General features: G+C 62.3%; 11 protein-coding genes. 10 read left to right on the top strand and 1 reads right to left on the bottom strand.

Features of this window, described 5'->3' with window-relative positions; translation table 11 throughout:
• The first annotated feature begins 45 nt into the window (after window positions 1-45).
• The gene (locus tag DWV43_RS00685) at window positions 46-1,557 is read left to right on the top strand and encodes an IMP dehydrogenase (protein WP_089571691.1); all 1,512 of its coding nucleotides are present in this window, start codon (window positions 46-48) and stop codon (window positions 1,555-1,557) included.
• Between the two features lie 259 nt (window positions 1,558-1,816).
• On the top strand, window positions 1,817-4,393 hold the full coding sequence (gene leuS / locus DWV43_RS00680) for a leucine--tRNA ligase (protein ID WP_117816795.1): 2,577 nt from the start codon (window positions 1,817-1,819) through the stop codon (window positions 4,391-4,393).
• Window positions 4,394-4,497: 104 nt separating this feature from the next.
• On the opposite strand, the gene DWV43_RS00675 is transcribed toward leuS, so the two are convergent.
• Window positions 4,498-5,070, bottom strand: a complete 573-nt coding sequence (locus DWV43_RS00675) for a hypothetical protein (protein WP_117816794.1) — start codon at window positions 5,068-5,070, stop codon at window positions 4,498-4,500.
• Window positions 5,071-5,439: 369 nt separating this feature from the next.
• Between DWV43_RS00675 and rimP the strand changes: the two genes are divergently transcribed.
• The 8 genes from rimP to dnaG all read left to right on the top strand — a co-directional run bounded on the left by rimP (window position 5,440) and on the right by dnaG (window position 15,500).
• Window positions 5,440-5,934 carry a ribosome maturation factor RimP gene (gene rimP, locus DWV43_RS00670; RefSeq protein WP_117816793.1) on the top strand — a complete coding sequence of 165 codons (495 nt, stop codon included), beginning with the start codon at window positions 5,440-5,442 and terminating at the stop codon, window positions 5,932-5,934.
• A gap of 1 nt (window position 5,935) precedes the next feature.
• Window positions 5,936-7,183 carry a transcription termination factor NusA gene (nusA, locus tag DWV43_RS00665; RefSeq protein ID WP_117816792.1) on the top strand — a complete coding sequence of 416 codons (1,248 nt, stop codon included), beginning with the start codon at window positions 5,936-5,938 and terminating at the stop codon, window positions 7,181-7,183.
• Window positions 7,184-7,274: 91 nt separating this feature from the next.
• Complete coding sequence (infB, locus tag DWV43_RS00660; RefSeq protein ID WP_117816791.1) at window positions 7,275-9,989, top strand: translation initiation factor IF-2; 2,715 nt, start codon at window positions 7,275-7,277, stop codon at window positions 9,987-9,989.
• 11 nt (window positions 9,990-10,000) lie between these two features.
• Window positions 10,001-10,411, top strand: a complete 411-nt coding sequence (gene rbfA, locus DWV43_RS00655) for a 30S ribosome-binding factor RbfA (protein ID WP_117816790.1) — start codon at window positions 10,001-10,003, stop codon at window positions 10,409-10,411.
• Window positions 10,404-11,447 carry a bifunctional oligoribonuclease/PAP phosphatase NrnA gene (locus DWV43_RS00650; RefSeq protein ID WP_117816789.1) on the top strand — a complete coding sequence of 348 codons (1,044 nt, stop codon included), beginning with the start codon at window positions 10,404-10,406 and terminating at the stop codon, window positions 11,445-11,447. Before rbfA ends, DWV43_RS00650 begins: the two co-directional genes overlap by 8 nt.
• Before the next feature lie 15 nt (window positions 11,448-11,462).
• On the top strand, window positions 11,463-12,395 hold the full coding sequence (gene truB, locus DWV43_RS00645; protein ID WP_117816788.1) for a tRNA pseudouridine(55) synthase TruB: 933 nt from the start codon (window positions 11,463-11,465) through the stop codon (window positions 12,393-12,395).
• Window positions 12,392-13,399: a riboflavin biosynthesis protein RibF gene (ribF, locus tag DWV43_RS00640; RefSeq protein ID WP_233539169.1), complete on the top strand. Its 1,008-nt coding sequence runs from the start codon at window positions 12,392-12,394 to the stop codon at window positions 13,397-13,399. The genes truB and ribF overlap by 4 nt, the downstream gene beginning before the upstream one ends.
• On the top strand, window positions 13,392-15,500 hold the full coding sequence (dnaG, locus tag DWV43_RS00635) for a DNA primase (protein ID WP_117816787.1): 2,109 nt from the start codon (window positions 13,392-13,394) through the stop codon (window positions 15,498-15,500). Before ribF ends, dnaG begins: the two co-directional genes overlap by 8 nt.
• Window positions 15,501-15,550: the final 50 nt, after the last annotated feature.

Genomic DNA, 15,550 nt, shown 5'->3' with positions numbered 1-15,550 from the left:
CCTACGAGGCCTGCAGCCGACCGGTCGCATGGAAAAAGGAGAAACATGGCTACGTTCTTTCCCGGTGAGTCCCACACGTTTTCGGAGTATCTGCTGGTCCCTGGTTACTCGTCCTCGCAGTGCATCCCCAACAACGTCTCTCTTAAGACGCCGCTAACTCGCTTCAAGCGCGGTGAGAAGCCGGCAATCACCCTGAACATCCCCATGGTTTCCGCCATCATGCAGTCCGTCTCGGGCGTCGACATGGGTGTCGCGCTCGCTACTGAGGGTGGCCTGTCCTTCATTTACGGTTCTCAGACCCCCGAGTCCGAGGCTGCTATGGTCAAGGCCGTTAAGGATCACAAGGCTGGTTTCGTTCAGTCCGATTCCACGCTGACACCCGACATGACCATGGAGCAGGTTATCGAGCTCAAGGAGAAGACCGGCCACTCCACCATGCCGGTCACCGACGACGGCACTCCCAAGGGCAAGCTCCTGGGCATTGTCACCAGCCGTGACTATCGTCCCAGCCGCGATGACCACCAGAAGAAGGTCTCCGAGTTCATGACCCCGCGCGAGCAGCTCATCGTGGGCGACAAGAACATCAGCCTCAAGGTTGCCAACGACGTCATTTGGGACAACAAGCTCAACGCCCTGCCGATCGTCGACGACAACGATCACCTTATGGGCATCGTCTTCCGCAAGGACTACGACAGCCACAAGACCAACCCCAACGAGCTGCTCGATAACGACAAGCGCTATATGGTCGGCGCCGGTATCAACACCCGCGACTATGCCGAGCGCGTGCCGCTGCTCATCGAGGCCGGCGCCGATGTCCTGTGCATCGACTCTTCCGAGGGCTTCAGCGAGTGGCAGAAGCGCACCATCGAGTGGATCCGCGCCAACTACGGCGAGGACGTCAAGGTCGGTGCCGGTAACGTCGTCGACGCCGAGGGCTTCCGATTCCTGGCCGACTGCGGTGCCGACTTCATCAAGGTCGGTATCGGCGGCGGTTCCATCTGCATTACCCGCGAGACCAAGGGTATCGGTCGTGGCCAGGCCACCGCGCTGATCGACGTCTGCCGCGCTCGCGACGAGTACTACGAGGAGACCGGTGTCTACGTGCCCGTGTGCTCCGACGGCGGCATCGTCTACGACTACCACATGACGCTCGCCCTTGCCATGGGCGCCGACTTTATGATGCTGGGCCGCTACTTCGCCCGCTTTGACGAGAGCCCGACCGAGCGCGTCAACGTCAACGGCCAGTACATGAAGGAGTACTGGGGCGAGGGTTCTGCGCGTGCCCGCAACTGGCAGCGCTACGACCTGGGCGGCGCCGCGAAGCTCAGCTTCGTCGAGGGCGTCGACTCCTACGTTCCCTACGCCGGCTCCCTCAAGGACGGCGTGGGCGGCACGCTCTACAAGGTCAAGTCCACGATGTGCAATTGCGGTGCCCTCTCGATCCCCGAGCTCCAGGAAAAGGCACGCCTGACCCTTGTCAGCTCCACCTCCATCGTCGAAGGCGGCGCCCACGACGTAGTCGTGAAAGACTCCCAGCAGTCTGTGTCTTATCGATAAGATAAGACCTGCACATAAAGGTTGAGCCTCAACCACGTTATTTAGATAAAGCGAGATGCCTGCAAGTCGCAGACATCTCGCTTGTTGTATTTGCTATCATCATGCGAGTCAACCTTAGGGTCGGGCGGCTTAGCTTTGTTCGCTACAAGTTCCGCACGCAAAGAAGAGCACTTAATGTGCTCTTCGTCTTGCGCAGGACTGTCCGCAGTAGCGAATAAAGCTAAGCCGACCGACCCCATTAAAGATTAAAGGAGCTGATATGTGCGATTGCACAGATCATAAGGATGAGATCCCTGCCTACGACGCGCAGGCCATAGAGTCCAAGTGGATGAAGGCCTGGGAGGACTCCAACCTCTTTGCCGTCGACACCGACGCCAGCAAGCCCAAGAAGTACGTGCTCGAGATGTTCCCGTATCCGTCGGGCGACCTGCACATGGGCCACGCGCGCAACTATACCATCGGCGATGCCATGGCCCGTCAGGCCCGCATGCGCGGCTACGATGTGCTGCACCCCATCGGCTTTGACGCCTTTGGCCTGCCTGCCGAGAACGCCGCCATCAAGCACAACACGCAGGCTGCCGCCTGGACGTATAAGAACATGGACCAGGCGCTCGCCACGATGAAGCGCATGGGCTTCTCCTACGATCTGGATCGCATGGTCAAGACCTGCAGCTCCGATTATTACCGTTGGGGTCAGTGGATCTTTGAGAAGTTGTGGGAAAAGGGCCTGGTCTACCGCAAGAAGAACCCGGTCAACTGGTGCCCCACCTGCAAGACCGTTTTGGCCAACGAGCAGGTAACCGAGGGCAAGTGCTGGCGTTGCGGCACCGAGCCCGAGAAGCGTGACCTCGAGCAGTGGTACTACAAGATCACCGACTACTCCCAGGAGCTGCTCGACGATCTGGAGAAGCTCCCCGGCTGGCCCGAGCGCGTCAAGCAGATGCAGGCCAACTGGATCGGCCGCTCCGAGGGCGCCGAGGTTGACTTTACCCTGTGCGACGCCGATGGCGAGCCCATCGAGGGCGACGAGGGTAAGATCACCGTCTTCACCACGCGCGCCGACACGCTCTTTGGCGTTTCCTTCTTTGTCCTGTCTCCCGAGTACGCGCGCCTGCACGAGCTCGTCGAGGGCACTCAGTACGAGGAGGCCGTCACCAAGATCGTCGAGGACTCCAAGCATATCTCTGCCGTCGAGCGCGCCCAGGGTACCCTCGAGAAGCACGGCGCCTTTACGGGCCGCTACGTGGTAAACCCCGTCAACGGCGAGAAGATCCCCGTGTGGGTTGCCGACTATGTCGTTGCCGACTACGGCACCGGTGCCGTCATGGCCGTTCCCTGCGGCGACCAGCGCGACTTTGAGTTCGCCCGCAAGTACGACCTGCCGATCGTGCCGATCATCCTGGACGATGAGGATCGCGCTGCCGTCGAGGCTAGCGGCGAGACCATCGACACCTTCCATGCCGAGACCGTCGACTGGGATTGCGCCCACGCTGCCGAGGGCACGCTGGTCCAGTCGGGCAAGTACACCGGCATGCGCGGCGGCAAGCACTCTGAGGGCGAGGCTGCCATCGTGGCCGACCTCGAGGCCATGGGCTGCGGCCGTCGCAAGGTCGAGTTCCGTCTGCGCGACTGGCTCATCAGCCGTCAGCGTTATTGGGGCAACCCCATCCCGGCCATCCACTGCGAGCACTGCGGCATCGTGCCCGTGCCCGAGGACCAGCTGCCGGTGACGCTGCCCGAGAACCTGGACCTGGGTGCCGGCGAGACCCTCGCCGAGTGCAAGGAGTTCTACGAGACCACCTGCCCGGTCTGCGGTCGCCCGGCCAAGCGTGAGACCGATACCATGGACACCTTTACCTGCTCCAGTTGGTATTACCTGCGCTATACCGACCCGCACAACACCGAGCTGCCCTTCTCCCGTGAGGCTGCCGACCGTTGGATGCCCGTCGATAACTACATCGGCGGCATCGAGCACGCCATTTTGCACCTGCTCTACAGCCGCTTCTTTACCAAGGCGCTGCGCGATCTGGGCCTGCTGAGCGTTGACGAGCCCTTCACCAACCTGCTGTGCCAGGGCATGGTCAAGGACGAGAACGGCGACACCATGTCCAAGTCCAAGGGCAACGTCGTGCCCCCGAGCTCGGTCATTGAACCCTACGGTGCCGACACCATGCGTCTGGCGATCCTGTTTATCGCCCCGCCCGAGAAGGACTTCGACTGGGATCCCAAGGCCGTCGAGGGCGCCAACCGCTTCATTAAGCGCGCCTGGCGTATCGTGTGGCAGCTCGTCCAGTCCGGTGACGCCAACGTGGCCTTTGACAAGTCCGCGCTCGACGAGGCCGCGATGAAGCTCTATCGCGAGCGTCACCGCACCATTGCCAAGTGCACCGAGGACTTTGACCGCGGCCAGTTCAACACCGCGATCTCGGCCGTCATGGAACTCGTCAATGCCGCGAGCGCCTACCTCAACGCTACTGAGGGCGCTTCCCGTGACAAGGCCCTGTGTTACGGCGTGGCCAAGGATATCGTGAGCGTCCTTGCCCCCATCTGCCCGTTCTGGGCCGACGAGCTGTGGCATGAGGCGCTCGGCTGCGAGGGCAATGCCTACACCGCCGCCTGGCCCGAGTTCGACTTGGCCGAGTCCATCGAGGACACGGTGCAGATCGTCGTACAGGTGCTCGGCAAGGTCCGCGGCCGCATCGACGTCGCCCGCGACGCCTCCAACGAGGAGATGCAGGCTGCCGCTGAGGAAGCCGTCGCTAAGTGGCTCGAGGGCAAGACGGTCGTCAAGGCCATCTGCGTGCCCGGCAAGCTGGTCAACCTGGTGGTCAAATAAGCTCTGCGCGTAAAGCTGACATGCAATAAACGAGGGACGGTCCGGTTGGGTCGTCCCTCGTTTTGTGTTGTATGCCCTGCTTAGTCAGTGCGTCGCACCGTCTTCTACGGGATGTGCACCAGGTCCCTAAAGTAAACGTTGCCCGTTGCCTCTTCGAACATCCAAATGTTGAGGTAGATGTCGTTGAGGTCGTTGTTGACATCAAAATCCGGGTCGTCGAAGGTGCCTACAAAGGCGAGCATCGCGGTCGCTTCTTCGCCCGCTGCGACCTGCTGGCGCATGTGCACATCGCGGACCACGCCGTTGACGTAGGCATAGGAGTCCACATCACCAAACATCATATCGACATCGGTGTTGTTGGTCACCGTAAAGACGAGCGCGGCGTCGCCATAGCCGTCGGCGTCCTTGCCCACGCAGGTAACATGGACGTTCTCGTCTGCCTCAAGGTCGATGGGGAACTGTTCTTGGGGGTCGGGACCCAGTCCCTGGGGATCGACGATGTCTTCGTTAATTTTATCGAAGCTCTCCGATGGCGTCGTTTTCTCGATGGCTTTGGTGCTGCCAGGGTTCGGTTCGCATGTTCCGGTTTTGCCATTCGTGTTGCCGCAGCCTAAGAGGGCCAACGAGCACGTTGCGATGGCGAGCGCAGTCATGCAGAGGGTGCCTAGGCGATTCATGGGTGCCTCCTTGCCGTAGAGGATTTGGAAAGGTTCGTCGTTGTGCGACTTGCTGGCTGGCTTGTTGCAGAATGCCCCTTAGCGTAAGTCTGATCGAAAGGGGCTCGGGGAGGAATGCCCTTGGGGTCCGAACGGGCTTGTGGAATGGGACGCATGGCCCGTTTTGGGGCTGTTGAGGGTGCGCCGCTTGGGGTTCTTCGACCAATTGTCCTATTCTTGTGGAGAAGCTGTGCGCACGCTGACCTGCAGATTCGTACTGTGCTTGCGCGTTTCCGCAGCTATTGGTATAGTTTGCTTGCAAATGAAGTTGTAATTGAAAGAAGTGGGGTTTCGGCCCCGCTTCTTTTTTGTATGGATGGAGGTGCCGCAATGGTCAAGACCAAGACCGAGCAGGCGATTATCGACGCGCTCGAGGCCGTCGCTCCCCAGTACGATGTCGACATCGTCGACGTCGAGCTCGTGGGTGCCACCAAGGCCCCCTGCGTGCGCGTGCGTATCGAGGGTGCCGAGGGTCAGAGCCTGTCGCTCAATGACGTCACGGCCAACACCAAGTGGGTCGGCGATGTGATTGAGGAGCTCGACCCCATCTCTTCGAGCTATACGCTCGAGGTGTCGAGCCCGGGTATGGCGCGCCCGCTGCGCCGCCCGTGCGACTTTGCCCGCTTTGTGGGCGAGAACTGTGAGCTCACCTCCACCGCCACCGAGGGCCGTCGCAAGTACGCCGGCAAGATTGCCGCTTCGACCGAGACCGACGTGACCCTCGAGCTCGAGGACGGCGAGTCCGTCACCCTCGATTTCTCTGATGTTAAAAAGTGCAAGTTGAAGCCCACCTACGACTTCAAGCCCGCGAAGGAAGGAAAGTAAGATGGCAGCATCCGACATGATGTCCGCCCTGATGGAGCTTTGCCAGGAGAAGCACATCGACCAGCTCTACCTGATCGACCGCCTGGAGCAGTCGCTCGCCAAGAGCTATGCCGAGATCCTGCATCTTGAGTGGGGCGCCAAGGTGACCATCGACCGCACCACCGGCAAGATCTACGTCTACCGCCTGGAGCCGATCGACGATTCCATGGACGAGGAGGGCAACTTCACCGAGTTCGAGGAGATCGACGTCACCCCCAAGAACACGAGCCGCATCGCTGCCCAGCACGCCAAGGCCGAGATCAACGCCATCGTGCGCAACTCCGCCCGCGAGCAGATCTACGAGGAGTTCTCCGGCCGCATCGGTGACCTCATCAGCGGTACCGTGCTGCAGTCCACGCCCGACTTCACGATTGTCAAGATTCGCGAGGGCGTCGAGGCTGAGCTTCCGCACTTTGATCAGCGTCGTTACGAGAACGAGCGCAACGAGCGTCCGATGGGCGAGCGCTACCTGCACAACCAGCACATCAAGGCCGTGATCATCGACGTTCGCGACCCCAACTCCAACCTGCAGCCGGTTCGTGGCGAGCACAGCCGTCCGCCGATTGTCATCTCCCGTACCCACCCCGAGCTCATGCGTCGTCTGTTTGAGCAGGAGGTGCCCGAGATCTATGAGGGCACCGTCCAGATCAAGTCGATCGCCCGCGAGCCCGGCCAGCGCTCCAAGGTCGCCGTCCACTCGCTTGACGACCGTCTGGATCCCGTGGGTGCCTGCGTCGGCCCCAAGGGCAGTCGTGTTCGCGCCGTCGTGGGCGAGCTCCGTGGCGAGCGCGTCGACGTCATCCTGTGGGATGCCGATCCTGCCGTCTACGTCGCCAACGCCCTGTCGCCCGCTAAGGTCACCCGCGTCCTCATCGACGAGGAGAAGGCCTATGCCGGCGTCATCGTGCCCGATGACCAGCTGTCCCTCGCCATCGGCAAGGAGGGCCAGAACGCCCGCCTCGCTGCGCGCCTGACCGGCTGGCACATTGACATCAAGTCCGAGACGCTTGCCGCCGACATCCTCAAGAACGTTCCCGTTCACGAGGAGCTCGCCGCCGACCTGATCGGTGACGAGGAGGACGAGGACGTCCGTCGCTGCGAGTACGTGTCCGAGGACGGCATCCAGTGCCGCAACCAGGCCCGTCCCGGCTCCCGTTTCTGCGGTGTCCACGACACCGACGCCTTCGATGATGCGGAGGACCTGATCTAGCGCGCGGTCGCGCCGGGCAGGTCCCAGCGCATACCCCACGCTCGTTCAGTCTCTAGGCACCCAAGGTGCCAGAAAGGGTAGGTGAAGTCATATGGCAAAAGTCCGTGTGTCCACCCTGGCCAAAGAGTTCGGCATGACCTCCAAGGAACTGATGGGTCATCTCGCCGAAATGAAGATTCCCGCTAAGTCCGCTTCCTCCACCTTGGAGGACGCCTATGTCGCTATGGTCCGCAAGCAGCTCGCCTCGGTGATCGAGGCCCGCGCTCAGGAAGTCGAGGCCGCCAAGCAGGCCGAGGAGCAGGCAGCTGCCGCCGAGGAGGCCGCTCGCGCTGCCGAGGCCGAGCGCGAGCGCATCGCCGCCGAGAAGGCCCGCGAGGAGGAGCGCCGCCAGTTTGCCGCAGCCCAGGCTGCCGAGGAGGCTGCCCGCGCCGAGGCCGAGGCCAAGAAGAAGGCCGAGCAGGAGCGCCTTGCTCGCGAGAAGGAGGAGGCTGCTCGCGAGGCCCAGCGCCGCGCCGTTCCCGCTTCCGACTCCGGTTCGCGCTTCCGTTCGCTGCTCGACCAGATCGCCGCACAGGAGACCGTGCTCAAGGAGAAGAAGGACGCCGAGGACAAGGCCAAGGCCGAGCGTGCCGCCGAGCGCGGTAACCGTCGTGGCGGCAACAACGACCGCCGCGGAGGTCGTCGTAACGATCGTAACGCCTCCGACAGCAACTCCGAGCGCAACGCCTCCGAGAGCCGTCCGCACAGCCATCGCACCAACGCCAGCAACAACGTCGCTGCCGGCATGGACTTCCCCAACCCCGACAAGCAGGGCAAGGGCAAGAAGCGCAAGGGCGGTCACAACAACGAAGAGGACCACTACAGCCGTATGGCTCGCGAGGCCGAGGAGTACAGTCGCGAGAAGGTACTCGAGGAGGCTCGTGCCGCCGTCGAGGAGGCCTCTCGCGAGTCCACCGGTCGCCGCAAGAAGCGCAAGGAGAAGCGCGAGCGCGAGGCTGCCAAGGCTCAGGAGGAGCGCAAGATAGAGGAGGCGCTGGCCCAGGGCGTGAACCCCGAGGAGCTCGACGCCATCAAGGTCTCCCAGGGCGTTACCGTCCAGGAACTCGCCGAGGCACTCGACGTTCCGGCCAACGACATCATCAAGCGCCTGTTCCTGCTGGGCACGCCGCTCACCATGACGCAGTCCATGTCCGATGACCTTGTCGAGCTCGTTGCCGACGACCTGGGTCGTCAGATCAAGATCATTACCCCCGAGGAGGAGAATACCTTCTCGTTCTACGACGATCCCGCCGACCTTAAGCCGCGCGCACCGGTCGTCACCGTCATGGGCCACGTCGACCACGGCAAGACGTCGCTGCTCGACGCCATCCGTCACACCGGCGTTGCTGCCGGCGAGGCGGGCGGCATTACGCAGGCCATCGGCGCTTCGCAGGTCATGATCAACGACCGCAAGATCACCTTCATCGATACCCCGGGTCATGCCACCTTTACGGCCATGCGTGCCCGTGGTGCCAAGGTGACCGACATCGTCATTCTGATCGTGGCCGCCGACGACGGCGTCATGCCCCAGACCGTCGAGTCGATCAACCACGCCAAGGCCGCCGGCGTACCCATCGTCGTCGCCGTCAACAAGATCGATAAGCCGGGTGCCAACCCCGACCGCGTGCGCCAGGAGCTCACCGAGTACGGTGTCATCCCCGAGGAGTGGGGCGGACAGAACATGTTCGTCAACATCTCGGCCAAGCAGAAGATCGGTATCGACGACCTTCTGGAGACCGTGCTGCTCCAGGCAGATGTGCTCGAGCTCAAGGCCAACCCGGACACCTTTGCCTCCGGCAACGTCCTCGAGGCCAAGCTCGACAAGGGCCGCGGCTCGGTCGCTACCGTGCTCGTGACCCGCGGTACCCTACACGTGGGCGATACGCTGGTCGCCGGCCTCACCTACGGCCGCGTCCGCGCCATGCTCGACCCCAAGGGCCGCGCCGTCACCGAGGCCGGTCCCTCCGACGCCGTCGAGATCCTGGGCCTGCAGTCCGTGCCCAACGCCGGTGACGAGTTCCGCGTGTTCGAGGACGAGCGCGAGGCTCGTGCCCTTGCCGACGAGCGTTCGCTCAAGGCCCGTATCGAGGAGCAGAGCCGCGTCAAGCACGTCACGCTCGAGAACCTCTTCGAGACCATTGCCGACGCCGAGGTCAAGGAGCTCAACCTGATCATCAAGGCCGACGTCCAGGGTTCCATCGAGGCCCTTCAGGACTCGCTCGACAAGATGGATCAGTCCGAGGTTCGTATCAACACGATCCACTCCGCCGTTGGTGCCATCAACGAGACCGACGTCGTCCTGGCCGACGCCTCCAACGCCATCATCATCGGCTTTGGCGTCCGCCCCGACGGTAAGGCGCGTTCCGCCGCCGAGCGCGAGGGCGTCGAGATCCGTTGCTACGACGTCATCTACAAGTGCCTCGAGGAGCTCGACGCTGCCCGTATCGGCATGCTCAAGCCCACCGAGGTCGAGGTCTCCACGGGTACCGCGACCGTCCTGGACACCTTCAAGGTGCCTAAAGTCGGTATCGCCGCCGGTGTCCGCGTCGAAGAGGGCGAGATCGCCGCGACCGATTCCGTGCGTCTGGTGCGCGACGGCATCGTGGTCTTCAACGGCAAGATCGCCTCGATGCGTCACTACAAGGACGAGGCCAAGAGCCTCAAGAGCGGTTCCGAGGGCGGCATTGGCCTGGAGAACTTCCAGGACATCAAGCCCGGCGACCAGATCGAGGGTTACCGCATCGACCAGGTTGCCCGTACCGAGTAGGGGGTAGCGCTATGAAGCAAACGCAGGCAACCCGCCGTCTGGGCGAGCAGCTTCGCGAGAAGCTCGGTTATATCCTGCTCTTTGAGGTTTCCGATCCGCGTCTCGACCTGGTTACTTTGACCGCGGTCGAGGTCGCGGTGGACCGTTCGTTCGCGCGTGTGTTCGTGTCGTGCGATGCGAGCCGCTACGACGAGGTCATGGAGGCGCTCGCAAGCGCTAAGGGCCGTATTCGCAGCCTGTTGGCTCGCTCGCTCGATTGGCGTGTTATGCCCGAGCTCGATTTTCGCATCGATCGCTCGACCGATGAGGCCGAGCGCATCACGCGTGCGCTGGAAAACGTTCCCGCCACGCTTGCGATCGAAAAGGACGAGGACGGCTATCCGATAGCGGATGCCGCCCAGGAGGCAGCTTTAGATGACTAATTCCGCCGACCTCGCCTCGTGCGAGTCTGCAGATATTCAGCGACGCATCCTCGAGCTCATCGAGGGTGCGTCCTCCATTGCGATTTCGGGACATACTTCTCCCGATGGCGATGCCTTGGGCTCCGTGTTGGGTCTGGGCCTTTCGCTCATGAAGTTTTTCCCCAACAAGGACATTGCGCTGCTGCTGGCAGACGATGATCCGGTTCCGCGCATCTACCGCTTTATGGAAGGCTCCGATCGCCTGGTACCGGCATCTGCGTATACCGGCAATCCGGACCTGTTCATCTCGGTGGACGTGCCGGTCGTCGAGCGTCTCAATAATTCCGCCGAGGTGCTTCGTCGCTCCAAGCATGTGGTGTGCTTCGATCACCATCCGGCGCGCGAGGAGTTTGCCGAGCTCAGCCTGAGGTGCGTCGAAGCTGCAGCCTGCGCCATGATCATCGACCGCTTCTTGGACAATTGCGGCATTGTCGCACGTGATGGCGTTGCAACCTGCCTGCTGTGTGGCTTGGTTACCGATACCGGCCGTTTTCAGTACCAAAACGCCGACGCCGCCGCGTTCCATGCAGCCTCGCGTCTGGTTGCCCACGGTGCCGATCCGGCGCGTGTGGCACTCGAGGTCTACCAGAGCATGCGCGTTGAGTTTTTGCACCTCAAGTCCATCGTTATGGGCCGCATTAAGACGGTGGCCCACGGGCGCGTCGCGTATAGCTACGCGTACCAGAGTGACCTTGAGGCGTGCGGTGTCACCTCGGATGAGTGCGACGGTCTGGTTGACGTGGTGCGCTCGGTGATGGGCGTCGAGGTCTGCCTGTTCCTGAAGGGCATTGAGGGCGATACCAAGGTGCGCGGCAACCTGCGCTCCAAGGGTGACCTCAACGTGTCCGAGATCGCTGCTGCCTTTGGCGGAGGCGGACATCCTGCTGCCGCCGGTTTCTCCAACAACGGAACGATTCTCGAGACGCTCACCGTGGCACTTCCCATGCTGGCCGAACTGGTAGGGGAGGATCCCGCTTCGGTGACCGTCGAGCTTTAACTTTTTGGATGGTACATGGCTCGTCGTACGCCTTCTCAACTGAATATGCTGCTCGCCGTCGATAAGCCGGTGGGCTGCACGTCCCACGATGTGGTTTCGCAATGCCGGCGCGCCCTCCATGAGCGACGCGTCGGCCATGCCGGCACGCTCGACCCCATGGCATCGGGTGTCATGGTGGTGGGTGTGGGCCAGGCCACCCGTCTGCTGGGCATGCTCACGCTCGATACCAAAAGCTATGTCGCCGACATCTCGTTTGGCGCCGAGACCAATACCGATGATGCGGAGGGCGAGGCGGTCCGCACGGTGGCTGTTGCCAACGAGCTCCGCGATCCTGCCTATGCCCGTGAGCGCTTGGCCGCTATGCTGGGTCCGCAGATGCAGGTGCCGCCGGCGTTTTCGGCTATCTCGGTCAATGGCGTTCGCGCCTACAAGTCTGCTCGCGAGGGCAATGCGGTGGACCTACCTCCGCGCCCCGTCGAGGTCTATGCCGCCGACCTGATCGCCGTGGGAGGCGAAGGTGATACGTGTGTGTGGACCGTGGCGTTCTCAGTGAGCAAGGGTACCTATATCCGTGCGCTCGCTCGCGATTTGGGCCGCGCCTGCGAGAGCGCCGCGCACATTTCCGCGCTGCGCCGCACGGCCTCCGGTGTTGTTTCCATTGGCGCTTGTCATGCGGTCGAGGAGCTTTCTCCCGAGTCCGCGGCTGGCTTTGCCCTGGATCCCATTGCGGCCCTGGGCGCCTCGCGTGTTGACTTGCCGGGCAATCTTGCCGACGATCTGCTCTGCGGCCGACGCATTCCCGTTGAGCGTGCGCTTGCCGATTTCGATACCTTGAAGTCGCCTTTTGCGTTGGTGCTCGATGGGGGACTCAAGGCGCTCGCCCGCATCGAGGGTGGCCGCTTTGTCATGGAGCACGTGTTTCCGCAGGCAATCGGCGGTGTTCGATGATGTTGTCCGCTCGCGAGCTCGCGCGTATCTTTTTCGAGGGCGAGTCGGACGAGGCTCGCATCGTTGCTGCCGATACGTTTGATGAGTGCGAGCACTTGGGTGCCGCATCGATTGCCATCGGCGTGTTCGATGGCGTGCACCGTGGACACCAGGAGCTCATTGCGGCGCTTGTCCGTGACGCCCGTGCCCATGGCTGTAAGGCGGTCGTGGTCACTTTCGATCCCGATCCGGACGTTGTGGTGAGTCCTTCGCCCGCTCAAAAATTGATGACGACGGCCGACCGTCTACATGCCTTGGCTCAGACCGGGGTCGATGCGGTGGTGGCCGTTCCCTTTACGCCTGAGGTTGCGGCACTCGACCATGTTGCTTTTCTCTCGCTGGTGTCGCGTCTGGTCGACATTCGTTCGATTCGCGTTGGCAGCGACTTTAGGCTGGGTCGTGGCGGTGCTTCTGGTGTTGCCGAGATGCGCTCTTGGGGTTCCGGGCGCGGCGTTGACGTGTATGGTCACGACCTGCTTTGCGAGGGCGGTGAGGCCATTTGCGCCACCCGCATTCGTCATGAGCTGGGACAGGGCCATGTGGAGCTTGCTGCTGAGTTGCTCGGCCGCCCGTATATGCTGCGTGGCGGTGTTATTCGTGGCCGTCACGAGGGTTCTGACATGGGCTTTCCCACGGCAAACCTGCAGGTTCCCGACGGCATTCAGGTGCCTGCCGATGGTGTGTATGAGGGTCTGGTGCTCGTCGATGACATCGCGTGGCCCGCTGCCGTTAATGTCGGCCTGCCGCCGACGTATGCCGACGATGCCGCTTCATCGCATCTCGAGGCTAACTTAATTGGTTATACGGGCGACCTGTACGGCGCTTCCGTTTCGCTGGCGTTTACGCGCTGGCTGCGTCCCTCGCGTGTGTTCGATTCGCTGGATGAGTTGATTGCGACCGTCGAGGGTAATATCGAGGACATTCGTCACAACTTGGGTGAGCAGGGGGTGGGCATCCGTGATTAGCGATGAGGAAAAAGACCAGGTACGCGCTGCGTCCGACCTAGTTGCTATCGTGCAGGAAACGGTTGAGCTCAAGCCCCGCGGCCATGAGTTTTGGGGTTGCTGCCCCTTTCATGGCGAAAAGACGCCGTCCTTCCACATTATCCCTGCCACACAGGTGTGGCATTGCTTTGGCTGCGGCGAGGGTGGCGACGTCTTCACCTATATCATGAAGCGCGAGAACCTGAGCTTTCCCGAGTCAATCCGCTATTTGGCCGATCGTGCGGGTATTGAGCTGCATGACACCGGAGATCGTCGCGAGCGCGGTACCAAGCGTGCCCGCATCTACGATCTGTGTGCCGAGACCGCCCAGTTCTACCACACCATGCTTATGCGCGGTAAGGACGGCCGTCCACGCGAGTACTTTGCCAGCCGTGGTATGGGTGGCGACGTCTGCCGCCGCTACTGCCTGGGCTTTGCACCGGGCCGCAACGCGCTGGTGTCGCACCTGTCCCAGGCGGGTTTTACCCCGCAGGAGATGATCGACGCCAACGTTGCCGTGAGCCGCGGGCGCGGGCAGCTTGCCGACCGCTTCTACGACCGCGTGATGTTTCCCATCTTTGACGAGCAGGGTCACAACATTGCCTTTGGCGGGCGCATCATGGGTGACGGCCAACCCAAGTACCTCAACACCGCCGAGACGAGCGTGTTCCATAAAAAGCGAAACCTCTATGGCTTTAACTGGGCCAAGGAGTTTATCGTCGCGCAGGATACGGCCATCGTGGTGGAGGGCTATACCGATTGCATCGCCTGCTGGGAGGCGGGGATCAAAAACGTTGTCGCCACGCTGGGCACCGCGCTCACGGAGCATCACGTCAAGACGCTCACCCGCTTTGCCAAGCGTATCGTGTATATGTTCGATGGCGATGCCGCGGGCCAGAAGGCCGCCCGTCGCGCGATTCAATTTATCGAGCAGGATTCGATGGACCTGCGCTGCGTGGTGCTGCCCGACGGCAACGACCCCATGGAGTTCATCACAGCGCATGGTGGACAGGAGCTTCAGGCGCGCATCGACGCTGCCGAGCCGCTCATGGACTTTGTCTACCGTTCGCTGCAGGAGTCGAGTGACATCACCACGCCGGGCGGTCGTGCCAAGGCGCTGGAAGATGCGCTGACGCTTATCTATCCGCTGCGCGATAGCTATATGATCGACACATACTTTATTCAGATTGCCGATCTGCTGGGTTTGGATCTGGAGACGGTTCGCGCGAGTTCGGGTCGCGTGTTTCGCGATGTCGCCAAGCGCGAAGATGCGGAACGACGTCGTGAGCAGAACTATGAACGCCAGCGGGCGCAAGCCGAGCGCTCTGGTAGCGCGGGCGGTCGGACGTCTGGTTCGCAGGGGGCATCTCGCGGTGCTTGGGCATCGGGCGCGACGCCGCCGGTGTCCGCGCCGGTCGAAGAAGAGCCGTATGACTACGTCCCGCTCGATGCCTACGGTGCCGCGCCCGTGGAGGTCGTCGACGACCTGCCGCCGATCGATGTGCCTGATGGTATGGGTGCTGTGCCTGTGACTGATGGTTCGGGCGCTCCGGCTGCGGCGGCGCCGATGGTTCTTACTGATCTTGAGCGCAAGTCCTTGGCAGGGGAGCGCGAGCTGTTGACGATGCTTACGAGCTACCCCGACCTGTTCCGCACGTATGCCGACCGCATCTGCTCTATCGAGTGGGTTGACCCACGTCACGAGTCCATCGCATGGGCCGTTCTGGCAACTCCGCCGAGAACCGATCCTGCAGCCTGCATGGATGCGGCGCGCTCGGTGTGTCCCGAGGCGGCAACGCTTGTGAGTGCCGGGCGCATCTCCGCGACGAGCAAGCACCCCACCGAGACGAACATCGTGTTCATGCTCGATACGCTCGAGCTCTACACCATCAAGCGCCGCATGCGTGCCGCACAGGCCAAGCTGCGCCAGGACCGTTCGCTCGATGATGAGGCCCGTCGCGCGCTGACCGTGCAGGCCGCGCAGGATTCGCAGCGTCAACGCGAGCTGCAAAAGTCTATCGGCGGCGTGGCGGACCCGTTCCGTTTGATCGGTCTGGAGGCCGCAGGCACCGAACAGGCCTAGATGTTGTGGTCAACCAGCGTATTCTCGCCTATATCCAGTCCTCTTTTTGG

Origin of the sequence: Collinsella sp. AF05-9 (assembly GCF_003465595.1) — a bacterium.
Classification (GTDB): Bacteria; Actinomycetota; Coriobacteriia; order Coriobacteriales; family Coriobacteriaceae; genus Collinsella.
The sequence above is the reverse complement of the archived record's forward strand: the minus strand, read 5'-3'. Positions and strand labels throughout refer to the sequence as shown.

Excerpts from the sequence above, each read along its gene's own strand:
- DWV43_RS00650 (WP_117816789.1), top strand. The coding sequence starts at position 10,404 with ATGACTAATTCCGCCGACCTCGCCTCGTGCGAGTCTGCAGATATTCAG.
- ribF (WP_233539169.1), top strand. The coding sequence starts at position 12,392 with ATGATGTTGTCCGCTCGCGAGCTCGCGCGTATCTTTTTCGAGGGCGAG.
- leuS (WP_117816795.1), top strand. The coding sequence starts at position 1,817 with ATGTGCGATTGCACAGATCATAAGGATGAGATCCCTGCCTACGACGCG.
- truB (WP_117816788.1), top strand. The coding sequence starts at position 11,463 with ATGGCTCGTCGTACGCCTTCTCAACTGAATATGCTGCTCGCCGTCGAT.
- DWV43_RS00675 (WP_117816794.1), bottom strand. The coding sequence starts at position 5,070 with ATGAATCGCCTAGGCACCCTCTGCATGACTGCGCTCGCCATCGCAACG.
- nusA (WP_117816792.1), top strand. The coding sequence starts at position 5,936 with ATGGCAGCATCCGACATGATGTCCGCCCTGATGGAGCTTTGCCAGGAG.
- rimP (WP_117816793.1), top strand. The coding sequence starts at position 5,440 with ATGGTCAAGACCAAGACCGAGCAGGCGATTATCGACGCGCTCGAGGCC.
- DWV43_RS00685 (WP_089571691.1), top strand. The coding sequence starts at position 46 with ATGGCTACGTTCTTTCCCGGTGAGTCCCACACGTTTTCGGAGTATCTG.
- infB (WP_117816791.1), top strand. The coding sequence starts at position 7,275 with ATGGCAAAAGTCCGTGTGTCCACCCTGGCCAAAGAGTTCGGCATGACC.
- rbfA (WP_117816790.1), top strand. The coding sequence starts at position 10,001 with ATGAAGCAAACGCAGGCAACCCGCCGTCTGGGCGAGCAGCTTCGCGAG.